Source organism: Streptomyces poriferorum (assembly GCF_019399235.1).
Classification (GTDB): Bacteria; Actinomycetota; Actinomycetes; order Streptomycetales; family Streptomycetaceae; genus Streptomyces; species Streptomyces poriferorum.
On the sequence record NZ_JAELVH010000429.1, the window covers coordinates 1 to 6356 of the forward strand.

Below are 6356 nucleotides of genomic sequence, written 5' to 3' on the forward strand. Positions count from 1 at the left end.
CCACGAACCACCGCCGCACCACCACCGCACGAACCACCGCCGCACCACCACCCCACGAACCACCACCGCACCACCGCACCCCACAAGAACCCCCACACGTGCCTCACCCCCGTGAGGCGCATCCCCCGCGACTTCCCCCGCGCGGGGGAAAACGAAGGGCCGTCACCCGGATCCCCGGGTGGCGGCCCTTCGCCCCACTTGCGTACGCGGTCAGGCGCCGAGCAGCGTCCGCACCCGGTCCGCACCCACCGCGAGCAACAGCGTGGGCAGACGCGGACCCGTGTCCCGGCTGACCAGCAGCCGGTACAGCAGCGCGAAGAACGACCGCTGCGCCGCCTTCAGCTCGGGCGTCGGCTTGGCGTCGGCCTCCAGCCCCTCCATCACCTTCGGCACGCCGTAGACGAGCGTGGTCAGCCCGTCCAGCGACCAGTGCGAGTCCAGCCCCTCAAGCAGCAGCCGCAGCGACTCGCGCCCCTGCTCGTCCAGCGAACCGAGCAGTTCCTTGTCCGGCTCGCCCCGGACGATGGTGCGGGCCTCGGCCGGGACCTGGGTGGTGATCCAGTTCTCGGCCCGGTCGAGCCGCGGCCTGGCCTCGTCCAGCGACGTCAGCGGGTTCTCGGGGTCCAGCTCGCTGAGGATGCGCAGCGTCTGGTCCTCGGCCCCGGCCGTGATGTCGGCGACCGACGCGAGGGTCCGGTACGGCAGCGGACGCGGCGTGCTCGGCAGCTCACCGGCGGCCGTACCGATGGCCCGGGCGTACGCGGCGGCGTCCGCCGGCAGCACGGAACCGTCGGCGACCTTGCGCCCCAGCGAGTCCCACTCGTCGTAGAGCCGCTGGATCTCCTGGTCGAAGGCGATCTTGAAGGACTGGTTGGGCCTGCGGCGCGCGTACAGCCAGCGCAGCAGCGGCGCCTCCATGATCTCCAGCGCGTCGGCCGGGGTCGGCACGCCGCCCTTCGACGAGGACATCTTCGCCATGCCGGAGATGCCGACGAACGCGTACATCGGTCCGATCGGCTGCACCCCGTCGAAGATCTCGCGGACGATCTGGCCGCCGACGACGAACGAGGACCCGGGCGAGGAGTGGTCCACCCCGCTCGGCTCGAAGATCACGCCCTCGTACGCCCAGCGCATCGGCCAGTCGACCTTCCAGACGAGCTTGCCGCGGTTGAACTCCTTGAGCCGCACCGTCTCGGCGAAGCCGCAGGCCGTGCAGGTGTAGTTCAGCTCGGTGCTCTCGTCGTCGTACGACGTGACCGTCGTCAGGTCCTTCGCGCAGTTGCCGCAGTAGGGCTTGTACGGGAAGTAGCCGGCCGAGCCGCCGCTGCCGTCGTCCTCGCTCGCCGCACCGGAACCCGCCTCGGCCTCCAGCTCGGCCTCGTCGACCTTCTTCTGCTGCTGCGGCTTCTTGCCGCCCTTGGCACCGCCGGCCGCCGGGTCCTTCTTGGTCCGGTAGCGGTCCAGGACGCCGTCGATGTCCGCGCGGTGGCGCATCGCGTGCAGGATCTGCTCGCGGTACGTCCCCGCCAGGTACTGCTCCGTCTGGCTGATCCCGTCGTACTCGACACCCAGCTCGTCCAGGGCCGCCGTCATGGCCGCCTTGAAGTGCTCGGCCCAGTTCGCGTACGCGGAGCCGGCCGGGGCGGGTACCGAGGTCAGCGGCTTGCCGATGTGCTCGGCCCAGGAGGCGTCGACGCCCTCGACGCCGTTCGGCACCTTGCGGTAGCGGTCGTAGTCGTCCCACGAGATCAGGTGCCGGACGGTGTACCCGCGACGGCGGATCTCGTCGGCAACCAGGTGCGGGGTCATGACCTCACGCAGGTTGCCCAGGTGGATCGGGCCCGACGGGGAGAGGCCGGACGCGACGACGACCGGTTTGCCAGGCGCACGACGCTCCGATTCGGCGATGACCTCGTCCGCGAAGCGGGAGACCCAGTCGGTCTCGGTGCTGCTCTGACTCTGAGCCACGGTCGGCACGTCCTTCTCTCTTGTAGGACTCATAGGGGCGAGGACCATTCTCCCAGGTACCGCCCACAGCGCGAAAACGGCTTTACGGGGGCACGCGGCCGGAGGCGTAAACCGCTTTACAGCCCGTGGGATACTTGGGGTCATCCCTTGTACCCCTACGGAAACGGCAGCCAGCTCATGGCCTCGGTCAATTCCCTCGCTTCCACGCTCCAGCAGCAGCTGGCGGACGCCCTGACGGCAGCTCTGCCGGATGCCGGTACCGCGGACCCGCTGCTGCGCCGAAGCGACCGGGCCGACTTCCAGGCCAACGGCATCCTGGCGCTGGCCAAGAAGCTCAAGGGCAACCCGCGCGAGCTGGCCGCCCAGGTCACCGGCGCCCTCCCGGCGAGCGACCTGATCAAGGACATCGAGGTCTCCGGACCCGGCTTCCTGAACATCACGCTCTCGGACAAGGCGATCATCGAGACCCTCGCCGCCCGTGCCGCGGACGACGAGGACCGGCTCGGCGTGCCGTACAACGCCTCGGCCGGCACGACCGTCATCGACTACGCCCAGCCGAACGTGGCCAAGGAGATGCACGTCGGCCACCTGCGGTCCGCCGTGATCGGCGACGCGATGGTGCAGATCCTGGAGTTCACCGGCGAGTCCGTCGTACCCCGGCATCACATCGGCGACTGGGGCACCCAGTTCGGCATGCTCATCCAGTACCTGATCGAGCACCCCGACGAGCTGGACCACGAGGACGACAAGAAGGCCGACGGCGAAGCCGCCATGTCGTCCCTGAACCGGCTCTACAAGGCGTCGAGGGCCCTCTTCGACTCCGACGAGGAGTTCAAGGACCGCTCACGGGACCGGGTCGTCGCCCTCCAGGCGGGTGAGCCGGAAACGCTCGCCATGTGGCAGCGGTTCGTCGACGAGTCGAAGGTCTACTTCTACTCCGTCTTCGACAAGCTCGACATGGAGATCAACGACCCCGACATCGTCGGCGAGTCCGGTTACAACGACATGCTGGAGGAGACCTGCCGGATCCTGGAGGAGACGGGCGTCGCCGTCCGCTCCGAGGGTGCGCTGTGCGTCTTCTTCGACGACGTGAAGGGACCGGACGGCAACCCGACCCCGCTGATCGTCAAGAAGACGAACGGCGGCTACGGCTACGCGGCCACCGACCTCTCCGCGGTCCGTGACCGGGTGCAGAACCTCGACGCGACCACCCTGCTGTACGTGGTGGACGTGCGGCAGTCCCTGCACTTCCGGATGGTCTTCGAGACGGCCCGCCGGGCCGGCTGGCTGAAGGACGGCGTCACGACGCACCAGCTGGCCTTCGGCACCGTGCTCGGCAAGGACGGCAAGCCGTTCAAGACCCGTGAGGGCGTCACGGTCCGGCTGGAGGACCTGCTCGACGAGGCGGTCGAGCGGGCGACGGCCGTCGTCCGGGAGAAGGCCGAGAAGATCGGCCTCTCCGAGGAGGAGATCGTCGAGAACGGCCGGTACGTCGGCATCGGCGCCGTGAAGTACGCGGACCTGTCGACCTCCGCCGTACGGGACTACAAGTTCGACCTGGACCAGATGGTGTCGCTGCACGGCGACACGTCGGTGTACCTCCAGTACGCCTACGCCCGGATCCGGTCGATCCTGCGCAAGGCCGGCGACGCGAAGCCGGTCGCGCACCCGGAGCTGGAACTGGCCCCGGCCGAGCGGGCGCTCGGCCTGCACCTGGACCAGTTCGGCGAGGTGCTGGCCGAGGTGGCGGCGGGCTACGAGCCGCACAAGCTGGCCGCGTACCTCTACCAGCTCGCCTCGCTCTACACGACGTTCTACGACCAGTGCCACGTCCTGAGCGACGAGAACCCCGCCGAGGTGGTGGAGAACCGCCTCTTCCTCTGCGACCTCACCGCCCGCACCCTGCACAAGGGCATGGCGCTGCTCGGCATCAGGACCCCCGAGCGCCTCTGAGCACGCACAGGGACGGGGCCCGGCACACTTCGGTGTGCCGGGCCCCGTCCCTGTTCTTCCGTCCTTCGCCGGCTACTCGGGCCGCCCGAGCGCCCACCCGGACACGTCCGCCAGCCGGCCGCGCCACAGCGGCAGCCCGATCGGGGCCGAACCTCCGAGGACGAGCGTCGCGTCCCGCAGATGGATCCAGCGGGGCAGCTGCCGCTGGTCCTCGTCGGACCGCAGCTCGTTGATCCCCTGATCCACCGTCTCGGGGAACTCCGCGATGAGGTTGGCGCCCTCACCCTCGACCTGGCGCAGACTCCTGGCCCATTCGGCCTTCCACGCCTCGTGGCCGATCACATCACCGTGCAGCACACCCGCCGGAAGGGTGAGCGTGAGGGGCAGCCCGGACCGCATCTCCTTGTCGAGGAGCTGGATCAGCAGCTGGAGCTGGAGATCGGGCACGGGCTCGACGACGACCGCGGTCGAGTCCGGCACGCGTTCGACGGACTCGTTCATGGTGCGTTCCCTTCGCAGCGGGTCAGATGTGTCAGGCACACACCTGCCCGGAATCCCGCAGGACACGCGTTTCCCTTCCTCCTGCTTTCCCCGATCGAAGAATTCCGGATACACCGAAATGTCTCGGGTACACGCAGGGAGAAGCCGCCTGCAAGCACGACTCACGGGGTGAGAACAGATGACGAAACAGGACGCCGCTCCCCTTCCCTCGGCCGGGATCGCCTCCACCGGAGTCCCCTCCACCGGAGTCCCCTCAACCGGGATCTCCTCCACCGGGAGGGAGGTCGCGCGGTGTCCGGCGCCACCCCACCGAGCGGCGGAAGCACGCGCGGCAGCCACGGCCTTCGTCGCGCAGCTGCATCCCACACCGTCGGCCCGCACCGTCCAGAACCTGCTGCTGCTCTCGTCGGAGCTGGTCACGAACGCGATCCAGCACGCCGGTGCGGTCACAGCCCTGTCCTTCAAGGCCGACAGCGACGCCCTGCACGTCCGGGTCGCCGACCCGAGCCCCGCACATCCGCAGTCCCGCGTCCCCGACCTGACCGGCCGGACGGGCGGCTTCGGCTGGCCGATGATCCTGCGGCTGGCCCACCGGGTGACCATCCGCCCCCTCGGCCGCGAAGGAAAGATCATTCTCGCCGTAATGGCGCGCTGACCGCACCGGAATCACCGCACCGGCCCGCGCCAGCACCGGCACCCGCGACAGCGGCGCGCCGACCACCACCTGCCCCGGCCCCTCGTACACCGCACCGCTCACCGTGTCGTACCAGCGCCCCGCCGGCAGCCGCACCGACCGCTCCTCGACACCGGGCTCCAGCACCGGCGCCACCAGCAGCGCGTCACCCAGCAGGAACGCGTCCTCGCACTCCCGCAGAGCCCGGTCGCCGGGCGCCCCCCACCACAGCGGACGCACATACGGAGCCCCGGTCAGCCGGGCCATGTGCGCCAGCGTCACCCAGTACGGGCGCAACCGCTCCCGCTCCACCAGCACCTCCCGCGCACCGTCGAGCACCCGCGGCCCGAACTCCCACGGCTCCCGGCGCCCCGCGTCGATCGCCGCATGCGTACGGAACAGCGGAAGGTACGCACCCAGCTGGAACCACCGCAGATACAGCTCGGGCGACGGCGAACCGTCGAACCCGCCCACATCCGGCCCCGAATACGGCACCCCGCACAGCCCGAGACCCAGCACCAGCGCCAGCGAGGCCCGCAGCCCCGGCCACCCGGTCGCCACGTCACCGGACCAGGTCCCCCCGTACCGCTGCATCCCGGCCCAGCCGGACCGCGAGAAGAGGAACGGCCGCTCGTCCGGCCGCAGCCGGAGCAGCCCCTCGTACCCGGCACGCGCCATCGCGAGGCCGTACACGTTGTGGGCCTCCCGGTGATCGCCGCCGCGCCCCTCCAGCGCGTGCCGGGACGAACGCGGCAGCGTGGGCTCACCGAAAGCCGCGAAGGACACCGGCTCGTTCATGTCGTGCCAGACACCGGAGAACCCCTGCGCGAGGCGCTCCTCATACAGCCCGCCCCACCACTCGCGCACCTTCGGATCGGTGAAGTCCGGATACACGCACTCACCCGGCCACACCTCCCCGCGCACCGTCCGCCCGCGCGCGTCCCGGACGAACGCACCCGAAGCCCCCACCGCGGCCCCGGTGTCGAAGACCGCGTTCCCCGGCACCGCCGCCACGGCCGGGTCCACGATCGACACCAGCCGCACCCCGTCCTCGCGCAACTCCTTCGCCAGCCCCGGCAGATCGGGGAACCGCTCGCGGTCCACCGTGAACACCCGGTGCGCGTCGAAGTGGTCGATGTCGAGATGGAGAACCGACAGCGGCAGCCCCCGCGCCCGGTACCCCGCGACGACCCGGCGCACCTCCCGCTCGCTCCCGAACCCCCACCGCGCGTGCTGCGGACCCAGCGCCCACGACGGGGGC

4 protein-coding genes and 1 pseudogene are annotated in these 6356 nt (G+C 70.4%); 2 read left to right on the plus strand and 3 right to left on the minus strand.

Annotated elements, in window-relative coordinates; genetic code table 11:
• Positions 1-210: 210 nt before the first annotated feature.
• Positions 211-1977 (minus strand): lysine--tRNA ligase, encoded by a 1767-nt coding sequence (lysS, locus tag JGS39_RS37645; RefSeq protein WP_219574278.1) that lies wholly within the window; start codon positions 1975-1977, stop codon positions 211-213.
• A 168-nt stretch (positions 1978-2145) separates the two neighbouring features.
• Here lysS and argS point away from each other — a divergent pair, with 168 nt between their 5' ends.
• A complete protein-coding gene (gene argS, locus JGS39_RS37650; RefSeq protein WP_219574279.1) occupies positions 2146-3921 on the plus strand; it encodes an arginine--tRNA ligase in 1776 nt (591 codons plus the stop codon).
• A gap of 72 nt (positions 3922-3993) precedes the next feature.
• Here argS and JGS39_RS37655 read toward each other — a convergent pair whose 3' ends face one another.
• Positions 3994-4422 carry a GvpU-like protein gene (locus JGS39_RS37655; RefSeq protein WP_219574277.1) on the minus strand — a complete coding sequence of 143 codons (429 nt, stop codon included), beginning with the start codon at positions 4420-4422 and terminating at the stop codon, positions 3994-3996.
• Between the two features lie 262 nt (positions 4423-4684).
• Here JGS39_RS37655 and JGS39_RS41275 point away from each other — a divergent pair, with 262 nt between their 5' ends.
• A complete protein-coding gene (locus JGS39_RS41275; RefSeq protein WP_306072255.1) occupies positions 4685-5077 on the plus strand; it encodes an ATP-binding protein in 393 nt (130 codons plus the stop codon).
• On the opposite strand, the pseudogene JGS39_RS37665 reads toward JGS39_RS41275, so the two are convergent.
• Positions 5071-6356, minus strand: a pseudogene (locus JGS39_RS37665) (TIM-barrel domain-containing protein); the annotation flags it as partial. The gene JGS39_RS41275 and the pseudogene JGS39_RS37665 overlap by 7 nt on opposite strands.

Bases quoted from the DNA above. Each gene is read 5' to 3' on its own strand.
- JGS39_RS37655 (WP_219574277.1), bottom strand. From the start codon at position 4,422: ATGAACGAGTCCGTCGAACGCGTGCCGGACTCGACCGCGGTCGTCGTC.
- argS (WP_219574279.1), top strand. From the start codon at position 2,146: ATGGCCTCGGTCAATTCCCTCGCTTCCACGCTCCAGCAGCAGCTGGCG.